Origin of the sequence: Janthinobacterium sp. FW305-128, assembly GCF_020858135.1 — a bacterium.
Taxonomy (GTDB): Bacteria; Pseudomonadota; Gammaproteobacteria; order Burkholderiales; family Burkholderiaceae_D; genus Janthinobacterium.
This window is the reverse complement of record NZ_JACYMK010000003.1, coordinates 39,843-54,783: the sequence shown is the minus strand read 5'-3', so window position 1 is coordinate 54,783 and position 14,941 is coordinate 39,843. Positions and strand designations below refer to the sequence as shown.

The following is a 14,941-nucleotide window of genomic DNA, read 5'->3' as shown; positions in this document are numbered from 1 at the left end:
TAGCAGCCGAGGCTACCATTGCACCAGCATCTAGCGAGTTCTGAAGACTGGAAGTTGCGAATTTTTCAAATTGAATCAGACTGTTAATTAATCAGTTAACCAACCAACTGCAATACAGGGCGATGCACTAGTTTATTGCTTCCAGGTGGCTTAGCAGGCAGATCAAACCCAACCAAGTTCCTCAGAAGTGCAGGAGAAACTCGCATTGCGGCCGCTATATCTTCCGCGTAAATCGATTTTTTCTCAGCCAACAATCTAAAAGCTCGTGCAACGAGCTCTGGCCCCTCTGAAGGAACCAAATGGTCCTCACGCTCCCCGGTTGCTTCACCGGTTCGGCGTAAGGTGATAGCACCTGTCTTGTACTGATCCTCACTAATTAGCTCAAGCTGCCGTGCCCTATAGAGAATAGCTGCCTTGCTGACTTTCCAAGAGAGCTTAAATTCAGAAAGCCCCTGCCAATCCAAGCGTGCCCCGCGTGGACGAGGGAAATGCTTTGCCATCATTGTGCGAGGTATCAACAACGCTCCGGAGAATCGATTAGCCTGTCCCTCTGTCAATCTATCGCCAGTGACAACTCCCGTATGAAGCACAAAGTGACCGAGCTCATGTCCAACGTCCCAGCGTTGGCGACATATACTTTCTTTAGCTTCGTTACGGACGATAGTAGGGCGAGGGACAGCAACTGACAATGCGTCAATTTCCTTAGAGAGCGATTGGAAGCTTGTAATTACTGCCCCAACATTTTCCGCTAGCATATGCATGTTAGCTATTGGCCCAAGTCCTAACTCCCACTCTCTTCGACATTGCTCCGCCGCACGCTCTATGTCTTCTACAGACTGGACGTCAGCAACTTCAGGGATACGGATTTTGGGCAGCCGCAGCTCTTTGTCTAAGTAACGTACTAGTCTCCCTGTAAGTTCGCCTCGTGCCATTACTACATTTTTCATCATTGCCCGAGTCGTAAACAGCTTACGGAAATGAAAGCTGTCCTCCTCCAACATTCGGGTGTGTTCACACAGTAAGAAATCAGGAGCCACATCCAACACAGTGGCAAGCTGTTCAAGCAACGCCGGAGTTGGAGTTGCTTGCCCGGTCTCCAGCTTATGTAAATACTGGCGAGTCTTATCCACTCGCTCAGCGACTTCATCAAGTGTGAAGCCATGAAATATTCGAGCGAGCCGAAGCTCGCTCCCATTGAATTGGTTTTGCATCACTTAATTTGAATTATTCGTACCAGTTCCGCGAACTTCTGGAGGGGAATCAGATTCGCCGGGCTTTGAAACCTCATCATCTCCGTCCTCGCGAATTTCAATTTCAGCAGGCCCCATGTTTGCTGCTGGCGGAATTACTTGATCCACAGCATACAGCGGAGCCGCCCCTGCTTCATAATGCCACTTAGAAATCATTTCATTGAATTTATTATAACCAACAAAATAAATTTGATCTTCATCTTCCTCAGTAAGTGCACGCTCAATTACAAATCGCCACAACACTGGAACGTTATCGTCTTCCTCGAATAAGCAAAGGAAACCATCACGTTTAAAAAAACCTGCTTTCTCAGGGTTTTCCAAGTCATCCCTGAAGAACTTGCACGTCACGTTTCCAATGAAAATGTCAACACCCATTCCCATGCATTTGACGTTGAACCAATGCAACGTTTTGCCGCGGGCCAAAAGGATTAACATCTTCCTAGTGCGTCCGTAAACCGGGCACTCGCGAGTGTAATTGTCGTCGTATTCTGTATCCATCTGCCGGATGGTCAAGTAGCGAACATCCAACATCTTTGCAGCGATAGTGCTAAGCCGCTCGTCGGTAAGATCAGGTTGAAACGTACTCGGATGAGGGTAGTCCACAGAGCGGCTCCTTGCAAAAAGTGAATTTTGTAAACCGAATCATCCTGCACTTTTCCAAGTTTGTCAACCTAAGTCCGCCTGCCAATCACCTGCCTGCAGCCAACATAGTCTTCCCTCGCGCAGTGCCGATTCTTAGCTAGCTACGCATTCGTGATCTTTGCCAAGCGCGCATCATCAAGCACCTTGGCCTTGGAGATATTGGTGACAAAGGTGCGCTTGTCGATATCGTAGCTGCCTTTGTCGCGCGCGATGATGTTGTCCTTGGCGATCTTCTGCGCCCACCATCGCATGGCGCTCATACGGTTCTTCATCGTGCCGGCGCTGACGCCATCGGCCTTCCACTACTGCACCAGCGCGTCCACATGCTTGGGACGCAGACTGTCAGCATTCATACGGCGATATCCGAGATCATGCAGCTGGTTGACCAGGTGCGAGAGTATCCGCGCGCGGCCGGACTGCGTGGCATAGCTGCCATCGCGATTGCGGTCGCACAGCTGCTTGAGTTGATAGTTCAAGTCGCGCATCGCATGCTCCTACATTCAAACTTGGTGTGATCGAGTCAAGTAAGTGTTTCTGGCCACCGTGCTTGCCGCAGCAAGGACGGTTTGTAAAGGCCCCGGGACACCACTCCCGTGTATGCGGTGTGTTTACTGCTTGCCCGCGCCGCATGTACCGTAGCAGGGTCATACCGTACCATGGTCACGTACCAGGGTCAGGTCCGCCATTCGCACACGGACTGATGCGCTGAGCGCCGTAGAAGCCGGCTCAGTCGCAACCTAATTAGAACCACGAACGCGCGCCGCAGGCGCGCGGGGCTGCCGCGCAGCGGCAGCAGCCAGTAGATTCGGAGAGGGCCGGGCCGGTAGGCCCGACCCTTCGAATCCCCCGCGCACGCCCCGCAGGGGGCGTGCTTCTCTCCGCGTACAGACGAAAAAAAAGCTACCCGAGGGTAGCTTTTTCTTTTTCGTCTGTGGCGGAGAGAGGGGGATTCGAACCCCCGATAGGCTATGAACCTATACACGCTTTCCAGGCGTGCGACTTCAACCACTCATCCACCTCTCCTGCAGGCAATGCGTCTACTTGCTCGCATTGCGTACTATTTCTCGCTTGTCGCGAAGCCGCAGATTATAGCAAAGATTCTACGGACTGCCAAAGTTATTTACCGTGGGGTAAAACATTCAGGCATCGAAAGTAAACCCGGAAGGAGTAGGGTCGGACCCTGAGGGGGCCTGCGTCCCAGTGGGGCGCAGGCCGATCCAGAAGGGACTGACCTTGTTAAGACGCTTCCTTCAACTGCTCCAGAATCGCCGGGTTTTCCAGCGTCGACACGTCTTGCGTAATCGTCTCGCCCTTGGCCAGCACGCGCAGCAGGCGGCGCATGATTTTTCCGGAGCGGGTCTTTGGCAGGTTGTCGCCGAAACGGATTTCCTTCGGTTTCGCGATCGGGCCGATTTCCTTGCCGACCCAGTTGCGCAGCTCCAGGGCCAGCTTCTTGGCTTCCTCGCCTGTCGGACGCGCCTGCTTGAGCACCACGAAGGCGCAGATTGATTCGCCTGTCGTGTCGTCCGGACGGCCGACTACCGCCGCTTCGGCCACCAGCGGGTTGGCCACCAGGGCCGATTCGATTTCCATCGTGCCCATGCGGTGGCCCGACACGTTCAAGACGTCATCGATGCGGCCCGTGATCGTGAAGTAGCCGGTGTCCTTGTTGCGGATGGCGCCGTCGCCGGCTAGGTACATCTTGCCGCCCAGCTCTTCCGGGAAATAGCTGGACTTGAAACGCTCGGGGTTGTTCCAGATCGTGCGGATCATCGATGGCCATGGACGCTTCACCACCAAAATACCGCCCTGGCCGTTCGGCACGTCCTGGCCCGCTTCGTCGACGATGGCGGCCATGATGCCCGGCAATGGCAGGGTGCAGGAACCGGGGACCATCGGCGTGGCGCCCGGCAGTGGCGTGATCATGTGACCACCCGTTTCCGTTTGCCAGAAGGTATCGACGATCGGGCATTTCTCGCCGCCGATATTTTTGTAGTACCACATCCACGCTTCCGGATTGATCGGCTCGCCGACCGTGCCCAGCAGGCGCAGGCTCGTCAGGTCGTAGTTGCTTGGATGGACTTTCGGGTCCACGTCGGCCGCCTTGATCAGCGAACGGATGGCCGTTGGCGCCGTGTAGAAAATGCTGACGTTGTGTTTCTTGATGGTTTCCCAGAAACGGCCCGCGTTCGGGTAGGTCGGGATGCCTTCGAACACCACTTGCGTGGCGCCCACGGCCATCGGGCCGTACGCGATGTAGCTGTGGCCCGTCACCCAGCCGATGTCGGCCGTGCACCAGAACACGTCGTCGGGCTTGATGTCGAAACTCCACTTCATCGTCAGCGCGGCCCACAGCAGGTAGCCGCCGCTCGAGTGCTGCACGCCCTTCGGCGTGCCCGTCGAGCCGGAGGTGTACAAGATAAACAGTGGATGCTCGGCATCGACCCATTCCGGTTCGCATTGCGCGCTCTGGCCTTCAACCAGGTCGTGCAGCCAGGTGTCGCGGCCGGCCACCATCGGCAGGTCGCTGCCCGTGCGTTGATACACGATGACGTTTTTCACGGAGTCGCAGCCGCCCAGCGCCAGCGCTTCGTCGACGATGGATTTCAGTGGCAGCTTTTTGCCGCCGCGCAATTGCTCGTCGCCCGTGATGACGGCCACGGCGCCCGCGTCGATGATGCGTTCCTGCAAGGACTTGGCCGAGAAGCCGCCGAACACGACAGAATGGGTGGCGCCGATGCGCGCGCAGGCTTGCATGGCGGCCACGCCTTCGACGGACATCGACATATAGATGATGACGCGGTCGCCCTTGGCGATGCCTTTGGATTTCAGGCCGTTGGCGAACTTGCAGACTTTTTCGTGCAGTTCTTTATAGGTTGCCTTGGTAACGGTGCCGTCGTCCGCTTCAAAGATGATGGCCGTCTTGTCGCCCAGGCCATTTTCGATGTTACGGTCCAGGCAGTTGTAGGACACGTTCAGCTGGCCGTCTTCGAACCATTTGTAGAACGGGGCGTTGTCTTCGTTCAGGGTGCGGGTGAACGGCTTTTTCCAGCTCAGGTTCTCGCGCGCCAGCTTGGCCCAGAAGCCTTCGTAGTCGCGTTCGGCATCGGCGACCATGGCGCGGTAGGCGTCCATGCCGGAAATCGTTGCCTGTGCGGCAAACGCTGCCGACGGTTCAAATACGCGCGACTCTTCCGGTCCCTGCTGCTCAGTGCCCTGCCCTTGGTTCTCTATAGCGGCCATGCTAGTCTCCAGTGTAGTAATTGTTTATTAACACAATATTCCTGCTGTCTTACGGACGCCTTACATGCAGCGTTTTCCCCGATCCATTCTAACCATAATCGCCACCGGCGACGGGCGTCAAGCGCGTGCCGCCCAGCATTCTGGATGGAAAAACTGATAACAAGTCAATTAGTTGGCGTCGCTTTGTGTTTCATCAAGCCCAAGAATCCAAATCGAGGGCATGCGCAGTGATCAGCAGCAAGTGTAAAATGTCGGGCATACCAAAAATTGGTATTTACCCCCAGGAAACTCCAGATGATCGACCACTTACAAAAGCCCAAACATAGCAAACTGCATCCCCTGTCCGCCTTCATCTTCATGTCGCGCTGGCTGCAGCTGCCGCTGTACCTGGGTTTGATCCTTGCCCAATGCGTGTATGTATTTCATTTCTGGGTGGAACTGTCGGACCTGATCGGCGCCGTGTTCGGCAATGATGCGGCCCTGCAGCACGTCTTGACGGCCGTGGCCGTACCAGGCGGCGCCCTGCCGACCAAGCTCAATGAAGCGACCATCATGCTGGTGGTCTTGGGCCTGATCGACGTGGTCATGATCTCGAATCTGTTGATCATGGTCATCATCGGCGGCTACGAAACGTTCGTGTCGCGCATGCACCTCGACGACCATCCGGACCAGCCGGAATGGCTGTCGCATGTGAATGCGTCCGTGCTGAAGACGAAGCTGGCGATGGCCATCATCGGCATCTCGTCCATCCACCTGCTGAAGACGTTTATCAACGCCAACTCGTACAAGATCGAAGTGATCATCGCGCAAACGGTGATCCACATGGTCTTCATCCTGTCGGCGATGGCGATTGCGTACACGGACCGCATCATGACGGTGACGCAGAACCAAGCCAGGGCGCCCCACTAAGTTCTGGCGCTCCCATACTGATTAGCAAACAGCAAACAGCAAACAGCATCAAAGTCTTACCCTTCTTATCCACCGCGAGAACACCATGACTGTCATAAAGCAAGAAGACCTGATCGAATCCGTCGCCGCAGCGTTGCAGTACATTAGCTACTACCACCCTGCTGATTACATCGAGCACCTGGCGCGCGCCTACGCGGCCGAGCAAAGCCCGGCGGCAAAAGATGCGATCGCGCAAATCCTGACCAACTCGCGCATGTGCGCGGAAGGCAAGCGTCCTATCTGCCAGGACACGGGTATCGTCAACGTCTTCCTGAAAATCGGCATGGGCGTGCGCTTCGAAGGTTTCAGCGGCACGGTCACCGACGCCGTCAACGAAGGCGTGCGCCGCGCGTACAACTTCGACGACAACAAGCTGCGCGCCTCCATCGTGGCCGACCCGCATTTCGACCGCAAGAACACCAAGGACAACACGCCAGCCGTCGTGCACATGGAACTGGTCGAAGGCAATACCGTCGACGTGAAAGTCGCTGCCAAGGGCGGCGGCTCGGAAAACAAATCCAAGATGATCATGATGAACCCGTCCGATTCGCTGGTGGACTGGGTCATGAAGACCGTGCCGACCATGGGCGCCGGCTGGTGCCCGCCCGGCATGCTGGGCATCGGCATCGGCGGCACGGCCGAAAAAGCCATGCTGATGGCAAAAGAAGTGTTGATGGAAGACATCGACATGTTTGAGCTGAAGCAACGCGGCCCGCAGAACAAGCTGGAAGAACTGCGCATCGAGCTGTGCGACAAGATCAACTCGCTGGGCATCGGCGCGCAAGGCCTGGGCGGCCTGACGACCGTGCTCGACGTCAAAATCATGATGCACCCGACGCACGCCGCGTCGAAGCCTGTCGCCATGATCCCGAACTGCGCCGCCACGCGCCACGGCCACTTCGTGCTGGACGGCTCCGGCCCTGCCTACATGACGCCGCCGTCGCTGTCGTCGTGGCCGGAAGTGCACTGGACGCCGGACACGGAAAAATCCAAGCGCGTCGACCTGAACACCCTGACGAAGGAAGAAGTCGCTTCGTGGACGCCGGGCCAGACCTTGCTGTTGAACGGCAAGATGCTGACGGGCCGCGACGCCGCGCACAAACGCATCCAGGACATGCTGGCCCGTGGCGAAGAATTGCCGGTCGACTTCAAGAACCGCGTGATCTACTACGTCGGCCCGGTCGACCCGGTGCGCGACGAAGCCGTCGGCCCGGCCGGTCCGACGACCGCCACGCGCATGGACAAGTTCACCGACATGATGCTGGAAAAAACGGGGCTGATCGCCATGATCGGCAAGGCCGAGCGCGGCCCGGTCGCCATCGAATCGATCCAGAAGCACCAGTCGGCCTATTTGATGGCCGTGGGCGGCGCCGCCTACCTGGTGTCGAAAGCCATCAAGCACGCCAAGGTGCTGGGCTTTGCCGACATGGGCATGGAAGCGATCTACGAATTCGACGTCGTCGACATGCCGGTGACGGTGGCCGTCGATGCGAAGGGTACGTCGGTGCACAACACGGGCCCGAAAGAGTGGCAGGCGAATATCGAGCAACTCAATAGCGTCAGCAAGATTCCCGTGACGGTTGCTTAAACAAGCTCTACCATAGACGCCGCGCGGCAACACCAGCGCGGCGTTTTTTTATTTTCATCGGCTTCGGCTTTATATGACTTTTACCTTAAGTAATAGCGCAAATCTGGGGTCAGACCCGACGGGTCTGACCCCGGCAGTCAAGCTGCCTGTCGGCATCTTTGACTCCGGCGTGGGCGGCCTGTCCGTGCTGCGCCATATCCGCGCGCAGCTGCCGCAGGAAGATTTGATTTACTTTGCCGATTCCGCCTACGCGCCGTATGGCGACAAGACGGAACAGCAAGTGATCGACCGTTCGCTGGCGATCACCGCCTTCTTGTTGCAGCAAGGCGCGAAAGCATTGGTGGTGGCGTGCAACACGGCCACCATCGCCGCCATCAAGGCGCTGCGCGCACGCTATCCCGACCTGCCCATCGTCGGCGTCGAACCGGGCTTGAAACCGGCGGCCGCCATCAGCCGCAACGGCAAGATCGCCGTGCTGGCCACGGAACGCGCCTTGCGCGGCGACAAGCTGCTGGCCCTGCGCGAGCAGGTGAGCGCAGCCACGGGCGCCACGTTCATCTTGCAGCCCTGCATCGGCCTGGCCGACCGCATCGAGCAGTGCGAACTGGGCCACGACCCGTTCGACGCCACCAGCGCCATGCTGGAACGCTACATCGCGCCCATGCTGGAACAAGGCGTCGACACCCTCGTGCTCGGCTGTACGCACTACCCCTTCGTGCAGGACGCCATCGCACGCACGGTGCGCGCGCATACGCAGGAAACGATCACCCTGGTCGACACGGGCGAAGCCGTGGCGCGTCAGCTGGCCCGCTTGCTCGACGCTGCCAGCCTGCGCCGCACCGGCAACGATGCGCCCCAGCTGCAAGGCTACACGACGGCCAAGGTCGAATCCCTGGCGCAAGCCTTCGCCGGCTTGCTGGACTTGCACCCGCCTGTCGAACACCTGTCCGTATGAGGGAAAACAGGCGTTTTCATGCAATCTTTCGATTCTTGAAAAAAGACTGCATTTAGATTTGCCACTTTGCCGAGTTCTTTGTATAATTCGGCACCTGTTCAGCAAAACAGCTAAACAGGCAAGTAAGACAGTGGTGGCTGTAGCTCAGTTGGTAGAGTCCAGGATTGTGATTCCTGTTGTCGTGGGTTCGAGCCCCATCAGCCACCCCACAGAATAAAGAAGAGCCCGGTTTTCGAACCGGGCTTTTTCTATTTCAGAGCAGGTTTTTATGGCGTAAATCAAACACCATGACTATCTGCACAGGATGGCGATGTTGCGCTCACCGACGTGCTCACCTTGCCGATAAGTAAAAGTACAGCTGTCGATACTGTCGTCGAGCCGCATCGCCAAAGTCAGCTGACCCGTGCCGCCGTAACGACAGGCCAGCCATTTCCCCTCCGGAAACTTGCCATCGAGCCGATAAGTATCTACCCAACCTTTTTTCAAGCGCTTTTGCCGGAAGTCCGACAGCTCGCCCAACTGCTCCGGTGGCCCGTTCATCGGCGCCGCCGCATGCAGGTAAAGTGGCGAACCGACATAGCTGGTCCAGCCTTGCGGTACATCGGCAAGCTGCAGCGAGCCCTGGGAAATCGACACTGGGCAGGCAACGGGCGCGGCGCTGGCTGTCGATTGCAGGCACGATATGGCCAGCAGTGCCATTGCAGGCCAGCAGATCCGTGCTGCCATTGTCGTTTTTGAGTATGCCATGACCAACCTCATTCAATCACGGAAAATGCATCGGCGTTATCGCTGGCGTGGATGTAATTACCGCGCTTGTCCTTGCCTTGCGAGCGTATCAGCCGCACCGAAATTTCGGTCTTGCCGTCGGCTTTCCATTGGTCTGCAATATAGATGCCGCCTATCGCCTGGCCGATGAACAAGGCGGCATGATTGCCATGTGGTCGGTTCGGGTAACGCCCCCTGACAAATGTGGCGATCGCGGTTCCCGGTTTGATGATGGCGTTCCCCAACACCGCTTCACCCTCGCGCCAGTTTGCCGTGACTGGCGCGCGAGCATAGTACTGCACCAAAGCGACGCAGTGGCGACTACCGACAACGGGCCTACCTTTCAACTCGGCGACATTGGAATATATATAGGGCATGAATCATCTCCTTGAGATAGATGTCATGCCACTCTATGCCGGATCAGGGACGGCGCTTTTAAGCAAGCACAACTGTTTTTCCAATCCCAGGCGCATTCTTGCAAAAAAGCCGGCATGCAGCCGGCTCTCTTCGTCTTTTACTGCAGGATACCTATCCCGCCAGCACCGACTGCACCGTCGTCGCCAGGTCGTCCAGACGCACGGGCTTGACGAGGAAGTGGCGGAAGCCCACGGCCAGCGCGTCGTCCATGTACATGGGCAGGCTGTGGCCGGTGACGGCAATCAGCACGGCGTTGGCCGTCTCGGGATTGTGGTGCAGGCGGCGGCCGATTTCGATGCCGCTGATGCCGGGCATTTCGATGTCGAGGTAGACGGCATCGGGCACGCACAGCTTGACTTGCTCGACGGCCATCTGCCAGTTGCGCACCACCACCGCATGGTGGCCCAGCGCTTCGAGCAGCATGGCCAGCGATTCGCCCACTTCCTGGTTGTCGTCGACTACCAGCAGATTCAATTTGCGCGCAGCACTTGCCGGCTGGTCGCCCTGGCGGCGTTCCACGGAGGAATCGCCTGGTGTCGTTTCAGTTGTCTGGCTCATTGTACGTTCACGTCTGACGGCTGCAAAAGCGGCAGTATACAAGAGCACGCAGAATGCCGCCGCACCCCAGCAATGGTGCCAAGCGGCAATCCGAACTCCTTCCTGTACCGCGCCAGCAACACTTCCCGCCTTTCTCCAGGCAAAGCCCATCCTACGCAGTTTGCGCAATTGACGGATAAAATGAGAATCATTATCATTCTTATCCCCTTGCGCCGGATGTCCACGCCACGATGTTGTCGCGCCGCCCGATTGCCCGCGCAAACATTGTCATTACGGAGATCCATGCATGGCTGCCACACCTGTCACACTGCCCTTTTCGCTGCGCCCGTGCGCGCTGGCCATCGCCCTCGCCTGCCTGGGCGCCCCGCTTGCCGCGCAGGCGCAGGACGCCAATACCGCTGAGAATGCCGGTCCCATCCTCGAATCGATTCAGGTCAGCAGCAACTTGCTGGGCACCAGCATGGCCGCCAGCACGAAGAATTTCGCGGGCGCCCGCACCGTGGTGCAGAAGGATGACATCGAGAACTCGGGTGCAACCAGCCTCAGCGACGTGATGCGCCGCATTCCCGGCGTGCAGATCAGCGACAATTCGGGCAGCGCGGGCAGCGCCATTTCGCTCAACATCGGCGTGCGCGGACTGGCCGGACGCTATTCGCCGCGCAGCACGGTGTTACTTGACGGCATTCCGATGTCGGTCGCGCCGTATGGCCAGCCGCAACTGTCGTTCGCGCCCGTCAGCCTGGCCAATGTCGAGACGGTCGACGTGGTGCGCGGCGGCGGCGCCGTGCGCTTCGGCCCGCAAAACGTGGGCGGCATCATCAACTTCAAGACGCGCCGCGTGCCCACCACGCCAGGCATCACGGGCGACGCCACCGTGCGCTACAACTCTTACAGCGAAGTGGGCCACAACACGCAGGCCAGCGTGTTTGCCGGTACCCAGCTCGACAGCGGCCTGGGCCTGGCGGTGCTGTATTCCGGCATCCGCGGCAGCGACTGGCGCGTGGGCAGCGATGAAAAAGTCAACGACTTCGCCCTGAAATTCCGCTACGACCTGAGCCCGACCGCCGAGGTGTACGGCAAGCTGTCCTACTACGACGTGACGTCGCGCACGCCGGGCGGCTTGACCGCGGCACAATACAAGCAGGACCCGTTCCAGAACACGCGCCCCACCGACTTCTGGAGCGGCGAGCGCAAGGCCTTCGACATCGGCTACCTGAATGCTATTTCGAACACGCAGGAATTCGAAGTGCGCGCCTACTACAACAAGAGCTCGCGCGAAAGCACCCTGATCAGCGGAAAAAACCTGGGCCACCAGCCGCGCAACTATGAAACGACGGCCATCGAGCCGCGCTACACGCAGCGCTTTATCACAGGCAAGGTCACACAGGACGTCACCGTCGGCTACCGCTACCTGGCCGAGCGCGCCGACGAGGCCATCTACAATGTGGTCATCGCCAGCGGCGTGCGACAGGCGCCGACGCGCTTTGCCGACAATGCCACCGATGCGCAGGCCGTGTATATCGATGACAAGATCGCCATCGACGCCTGGCGCATCACACCGGGCGTACGCTACGAGCACATCAAGACGGAACGCTTCAACCATTTGCCGGTCGACCAGAAGATCGAACTGCTCAACAACAAGGCCCTGCCCTCGCTGAACGTCGCCTACTTGCTCAATAACAACGTGACCCTGTTCGGCAACTACAACAGCTCGTTTGGCGCCGTGCAAAATACGCAGCTCAATGCGCAGTCGAGCAAGAATCCGCTGCAGCCGGAACTGGCGAAAACAGCCGAGCTGGGCGCACGCTGGAAGAGCGGCCAGCTGTCGGCCGAAGCGACCTTGTTCAACATCAAATTCGACAACCAGATCCAGTCCGTGGGCAGCGGCGAAAACGTCGTCTTCTACAACGTGGGCGCCACGCACCACCGCGGCCTGGAAACGGCCGTCGACTACCGCTTCGACAAGTCCGGCCCTCTGGCCGGCTTGAACGCCTACGCCACCTACACCTACACCAAGGCAACCTTGCAGGATGGTGCGAACGCGGGCAACGACGTGCCCTTCTATTCGCGCACCACGGATACCGTCGGCGCCCACTATCAGCTGGGCGCTTGGGGCTTCGACCTGTCGAGCAGCCACCAGAGCCGCCAGTTCGCCGACGAGGCGAATACCGTGGCGGAAAACGCGGCCGGCAGCCTGGGCGTCATTCCCGGCTTCCGCACCTGGAGCACGCAGGTGGAATGGACAGTACCGGGCCAGAAGGGCCTGGAACTGGTCGCCGGCGTCAACAACCTCGCCGACAAGCGCTACTTCACGCGCACCTCGGATGGCAACCTGGGCAAGCTGGTGGGCGCGCCGCGCATGGTCTACCTGCAGGGCCGCCTGGCGTTCTGATGCCTGCGCACGCAGGTGCCTATCAAATCGATATGCCGCTACGCACGGCAGTTACCTGAAAAAACCTGCATCGTTGTTGTTACGATGCAGGTTTTTTTACGTCCCGATGTCACAAAAATACCGTGACGCAAGTAACTCCAAGCTTGCTTTCGCCTTGGAGCTTCACAGCAATTCATTCATCGAGGAAATTAATTTCCATGCAGACACAAATGATTTCACAATTGCAAATAATTTTAGCGAGCGCGTGTTCTTTTTGTGAGTTTTGGTGATATTCTTTAAATGTCATTTAAGAAATTAAATTATCTTTTAACCAATCAAACGAGAGCCCATGAAAACGTCAGCCACCCTTCTGAAGATCGCCGCACTGGCCACCCTGGTCACCGCTGGCGCCGCCAACGCCGCGACCGAACTGGTGGTCAATGGCAGTTTCGAAAACAATGTCATCGCTTCAGCCTGGGCCCCGCTCAGCAGCGTTACAGGCTGGACTTCATCGGCCAGCGGCAATTCGGCCTTTGAAATCCAGAAAGGCGCCACGCAAGGCGGCCAGGGCGGATTCAATCCCGTCGCCGCCAGCGGCACGCAATACCTGGAACTCAATACCGACCGCCTGACGTCGGTATCGCAAGCGATCGCGACCACGGCCGGCGGCACCTATGCGCTGTCGTTCGCCTACTCGGGCCGTCCCGATACGGCTGGCGGCGCGAACAGCCTGATGAATGTCTATTGGGGTTCGACCCTGCTGACGCCAACGGCACTGGTCGGCACCACGAGCGGCGTGTGGCAAACCTACAGCCAGAACGTGACCGCACTCGGCTCTTCGAGCCTGCTGCGTTTCGAATCGATCGGCCCCGTCTCCGCACCGACCTATGGTTCCTACCTGGACAACGTCTCGGTGACGGCCGCCGTGCCGGAACCTGAAACCTACGCCATGATGCTGCTGGGCCTGGGCTTGCTGGGTTTCATGGCACGCCGCAAGACAGCCGCCTGAGTCCGGACAGACGCCACGCAACAGCCGTCCCGCCGTTTGGCCGGGCGGCTTTTTCTCGTCCGAAGAAGCGTGCACTGCAGCATTAAATGTTGCCCAAAAGAATTAAATTAGCGCTACAATAGCGGGGTATCAAGCAATGCCAAGCATCGCTCCGCCAGGGCCCCTACCCCGCCCTGATCATCAGCACGCATTTTTTGAACAGGATGACTGGCGCTGCCGGACCCGATTGCGCTCCCGGCACGGCCACCACACACGCACCATGTCCGCAGAAAACACCATTACCGAAACGAGTTCCTACGGCAAGGAAACACCCGTGGGACGTCCCGACATCGATGGCCGCGCCGGCATTTTCGTGCCCACGGCGGAATTCGACATCAACAACACCACCACCATCCGCAAAGGCGCGGGCATTGTCGGCTTCGGCAACCTCGACGGCACCCTGACCGTGTACTTCGAAGCGAACCGCTTCGACGAAAGCAATCTGCACAAATGGGAACACAAGGCGCGCAAGGCATATGACCGCATGGTCATGGGCGCACCCACGGTGTCGAAGGCGAAGATCGACGCGCGCATGCTGGAACAGGTCGGCATCATCGATGGCATGGGCATCAATCTCAAGCATCCGGAACGCCTGACGCACTGGCTGGCGATTTCGAACGTGCCGGACACGGCGCCGGAAGAGCCGGTGCTGCGCTGGAAAAACCGCTAAGTAATCCTCAGGAAATTATTGTGAAGTTATGACGAATAGAACCGGATGCTATGCAAGGCGCCCGCTGCGACGCAGTGCGAGCACTGCTAGCAGTGGGCAACACTGCAGAGCGCCGGTTATAGAAGTCAGAAATCGCAATAATTTATTGGGGGTTACTTAGGCCGCCGGAGAGCGAGGCGGGGCCTCAGCGACGAGGTGTTGTCCTACATCGTGGCGGACATTCATCCGATGCCCGAGAGCATTTATTCGACCTATGATGAAAGCCTGACAACCCAACTCACACCATTCAGGAGTACGACATGTCCCGCCTCATCCCGATCAGCTTTGGCGCCTTGCAAATAGGTCTGGCAGCGGCGGCGATGTATATCCTGTGCTCGGCGGACGTGCTGCACCAGAGTTCGGTATATTTCCACTGATTCAGCTTCGCGGCGCTGCTCGTCATCGCCAATGATAAAGCGCGCCGTGCTTTACGAAGCACGGCGCGCT

Annotated in this window: 14 protein-coding genes and 2 tRNA genes; 7 read left to right on the top strand and 9 right to left on the bottom strand. The window is 58.2% G+C overall.

The window, feature by feature from the left end:
• Nucleotides 1-95 precede the first annotated feature (95 nt).
• The 6 genes from IGS60_RS07780 to acs all read right to left on the bottom strand — a co-directional run bounded on the left by IGS60_RS07780 (nucleotide 96) and on the right by acs (nucleotide 5,135).
• Nucleotides 96-1,211 carry an ImmA/IrrE family metallo-endopeptidase gene (locus tag IGS60_RS07780; protein WP_230503550.1) on the bottom strand — a complete coding sequence of 372 codons (1,116 nt, stop codon included), beginning with the start codon at nucleotides 1,209-1,211 and terminating at the stop codon, nucleotides 96-98.
• A 3-nt stretch (nucleotides 1,212-1,214) separates the two neighbouring features.
• The gene (locus tag IGS60_RS07775; protein WP_230503548.1) at nucleotides 1,215-1,853 is read right to left on the bottom strand and encodes a hypothetical protein; all 639 of its coding nucleotides are present in this window, start codon (nucleotides 1,851-1,853) and stop codon (nucleotides 1,215-1,217) included.
• 140 nt (nucleotides 1,854-1,993) lie between these two features.
• Nucleotides 1,994-2,152, bottom strand: a complete 159-nt coding sequence (locus IGS60_RS07770) for a hypothetical protein (protein WP_230503546.1) — start codon at nucleotides 2,150-2,152, stop codon at nucleotides 1,994-1,996.
• Nucleotides 2,153-2,194: 42 nt separating this feature from the next.
• Nucleotides 2,195-2,377, bottom strand: a complete 183-nt coding sequence (locus IGS60_RS07765; RefSeq protein WP_230503544.1) for a phage integrase N-terminal domain-containing protein — start codon at nucleotides 2,375-2,377, stop codon at nucleotides 2,195-2,197.
• A 447-nt stretch (nucleotides 2,378-2,824) separates the two neighbouring features.
• A tRNA-Ser gene (locus IGS60_RS07760) sits at nucleotides 2,825-2,915 on the bottom strand.
• Between the two features lie 213 nt (nucleotides 2,916-3,128).
• A complete protein-coding gene (gene acs / locus IGS60_RS07755; protein WP_099410259.1) occupies nucleotides 3,129-5,135 on the bottom strand; it encodes an acetate--CoA ligase in 2,007 nt (668 codons plus the stop codon).
• 294 nt (nucleotides 5,136-5,429) lie between these two features.
• Between acs and IGS60_RS07750 the strand changes: the two genes are divergently transcribed.
• The 4 genes from IGS60_RS07750 (at nucleotide 5,430) to IGS60_RS07735 (ending at nucleotide 8,835) form a co-directional block, all read left to right on the top strand.
• Complete coding sequence (locus IGS60_RS07750) at nucleotides 5,430-6,044, top strand: YqhA family protein (RefSeq protein ID WP_070291168.1); 615 nt, start codon at nucleotides 5,430-5,432, stop codon at nucleotides 6,042-6,044.
• 85 nt (nucleotides 6,045-6,129) lie between these two features.
• Nucleotides 6,130-7,671 carry a fumarate hydratase gene (locus IGS60_RS07745; protein ID WP_230503542.1) on the top strand — a complete coding sequence of 514 codons (1,542 nt, stop codon included), beginning with the start codon at nucleotides 6,130-6,132 and terminating at the stop codon, nucleotides 7,669-7,671.
• Nucleotides 7,672-7,744: 73 nt separating this feature from the next.
• On the top strand, nucleotides 7,745-8,626 hold the full coding sequence (murI, locus tag IGS60_RS07740) for a glutamate racemase (RefSeq protein ID WP_230503540.1): 882 nt from the start codon (nucleotides 7,745-7,747) through the stop codon (nucleotides 8,624-8,626).
• Nucleotides 8,627-8,759: 133 nt separating this feature from the next.
• A tRNA-His gene (locus IGS60_RS07735) sits at nucleotides 8,760-8,835 on the top strand.
• An 82-nt stretch (nucleotides 8,836-8,917) separates the two neighbouring features.
• Here IGS60_RS07735 and IGS60_RS07730 read toward each other — a convergent pair.
• The 3 genes from IGS60_RS07730 to IGS60_RS07720 form a co-directional block, all read right to left on the bottom strand.
• A complete protein-coding gene (locus IGS60_RS07730; RefSeq protein ID WP_139143720.1) occupies nucleotides 8,918-9,373 on the bottom strand; it encodes an STY0301 family protein in 456 nt (151 codons plus the stop codon).
• Between the two features lie 8 nt (nucleotides 9,374-9,381).
• Nucleotides 9,382-9,768: a BPSL0067 family protein gene (locus IGS60_RS07725; protein WP_070291164.1), complete on the bottom strand. Its 387-nt coding sequence runs from the start codon at nucleotides 9,766-9,768 to the stop codon at nucleotides 9,382-9,384.
• A gap of 151 nt (nucleotides 9,769-9,919) precedes the next feature.
• Nucleotides 9,920-10,366, bottom strand: coding sequence for a response regulator (locus IGS60_RS07720; protein ID WP_162995554.1), 447 nt, complete (start codon nucleotides 10,364-10,366; stop codon nucleotides 9,920-9,922).
• A 286-nt stretch (nucleotides 10,367-10,652) separates the two neighbouring features.
• Between IGS60_RS07720 and IGS60_RS07715 the strand changes: the two genes are divergently transcribed.
• From IGS60_RS07715 to IGS60_RS07705, 3 genes are all read left to right on the top strand, one after another.
• Nucleotides 10,653-12,758 (top strand): TonB-dependent siderophore receptor, encoded by a 2,106-nt coding sequence (locus tag IGS60_RS07715; protein ID WP_230503538.1) that lies wholly within the window; start codon nucleotides 10,653-10,655, stop codon nucleotides 12,756-12,758.
• A 328-nt stretch (nucleotides 12,759-13,086) separates the two neighbouring features.
• Nucleotides 13,087-13,746, top strand: a complete 660-nt coding sequence (locus tag IGS60_RS07710; RefSeq protein WP_230503536.1) for an FxDxF family PEP-CTERM protein — start codon at nucleotides 13,087-13,089, stop codon at nucleotides 13,744-13,746.
• Nucleotides 13,747-14,005: 259 nt separating this feature from the next.
• A complete protein-coding gene (locus IGS60_RS07705; RefSeq protein WP_230503534.1) occupies nucleotides 14,006-14,455 on the top strand; it encodes a hypothetical protein in 450 nt (149 codons plus the stop codon).
• Nucleotides 14,456-14,941: the final 486 nt, after the last annotated feature.

Bases quoted from the DNA above. Each gene is read 5' to 3' on its own strand.
- IGS60_RS07770 (WP_230503546.1), bottom strand. From the start codon at position 2,152: ATGAGCGCCATGCGATGGTGGGCGCAGAAGATCGCCAAGGACAACATC.
- IGS60_RS07730 (WP_139143720.1), bottom strand. From the start codon at position 9,373: ATGGCATACTCAAAAACGACAATGGCAGCACGGATCTGCTGGCCTGCA.
- IGS60_RS07780 (WP_230503550.1), bottom strand. From the start codon at position 1,211: ATGCAAAACCAATTCAATGGGAGCGAGCTTCGGCTCGCTCGAATATTT.
- murI (WP_230503540.1), top strand. From the start codon at position 7,745: ATGACTTTTACCTTAAGTAATAGCGCAAATCTGGGGTCAGACCCGACG.
- IGS60_RS07725 (WP_070291164.1), bottom strand. From the start codon at position 9,768: ATGCCCTATATATATTCCAATGTCGCCGAGTTGAAAGGTAGGCCCGTT.
- IGS60_RS07710 (WP_230503536.1), top strand. From the start codon at position 13,087: ATGAAAACGTCAGCCACCCTTCTGAAGATCGCCGCACTGGCCACCCTG.
- IGS60_RS07765 (WP_230503544.1), bottom strand. From the start codon at position 2,377: ATGCGCGACTTGAACTATCAACTCAAGCAGCTGTGCGACCGCAATCGC.
- IGS60_RS07750 (WP_070291168.1), top strand. From the start codon at position 5,430: ATGATCGACCACTTACAAAAGCCCAAACATAGCAAACTGCATCCCCTG.
- IGS60_RS07745 (WP_230503542.1), top strand. From the start codon at position 6,130: ATGACTGTCATAAAGCAAGAAGACCTGATCGAATCCGTCGCCGCAGCG.
- acs (WP_099410259.1), bottom strand. From the start codon at position 5,135: ATGGCCGCTATAGAGAACCAAGGGCAGGGCACTGAGCAGCAGGGACCG.
- IGS60_RS07720 (WP_162995554.1), bottom strand. From the start codon at position 10,366: ATGAGCCAGACAACTGAAACGACACCAGGCGATTCCTCCGTGGAACGC.
- IGS60_RS07705 (WP_230503534.1), top strand. From the start codon at position 14,006: ATGTCCGCAGAAAACACCATTACCGAAACGAGTTCCTACGGCAAGGAA.
- IGS60_RS07715 (WP_230503538.1), top strand. From the start codon at position 10,653: ATGGCTGCCACACCTGTCACACTGCCCTTTTCGCTGCGCCCGTGCGCG.